This is a genomic window from Agathobacter sp. LCP21S3_B2, from assembly GCF_052118705.1.
In the GTDB taxonomy this organism is placed as follows: Bacteria; Bacillota; Clostridia; order Lachnospirales; family Lachnospiraceae; genus Roseburia.
Genome location: NZ_JBQKGQ010000062.1, coordinates 1 through 306 on the forward strand (window position 1 = coordinate 1; position 306 = coordinate 306).

Sequence of the window (306 nt, forward strand, 5' to 3'; positions counted from 1 at the left end):
TTGGTGGGCCGTTACCTCACCAACTAGCTAATCCAACGCGGGTCCATCTTATACCACCGGAGTTTTTCACACTGCATCATGCGATACTGTGCGCTTATGCGGTATTAGCAGCCGTTTCCAACTGTTATCCCCCTGTACAAGGCAGGTTACCCACGCGTTACTCACCCGTCCGCCACTCAGTCACAAAATAATCAGTCCCGAAGGAAATCAAATAAAGTGCTTCGTTCGACTTGCATGTGTTAAGCACGCCGCCAGCGTTCATCCTGAGCCAGGATCAAACTCTCATGTTAAAAAGTTGATCTCAGT

Annotated in this window: 1 rRNA gene; it reads right to left on the reverse strand. The window is 49.0% G+C overall.

Annotated elements, in window-relative coordinates:
* Positions 1 to 290, reverse strand: a 16S ribosomal RNA gene (locus ACTQ1L_RS15305); the annotation flags it as partial.
* Between the last annotated feature and the right edge of the window lie 16 nt (positions 291 to 306).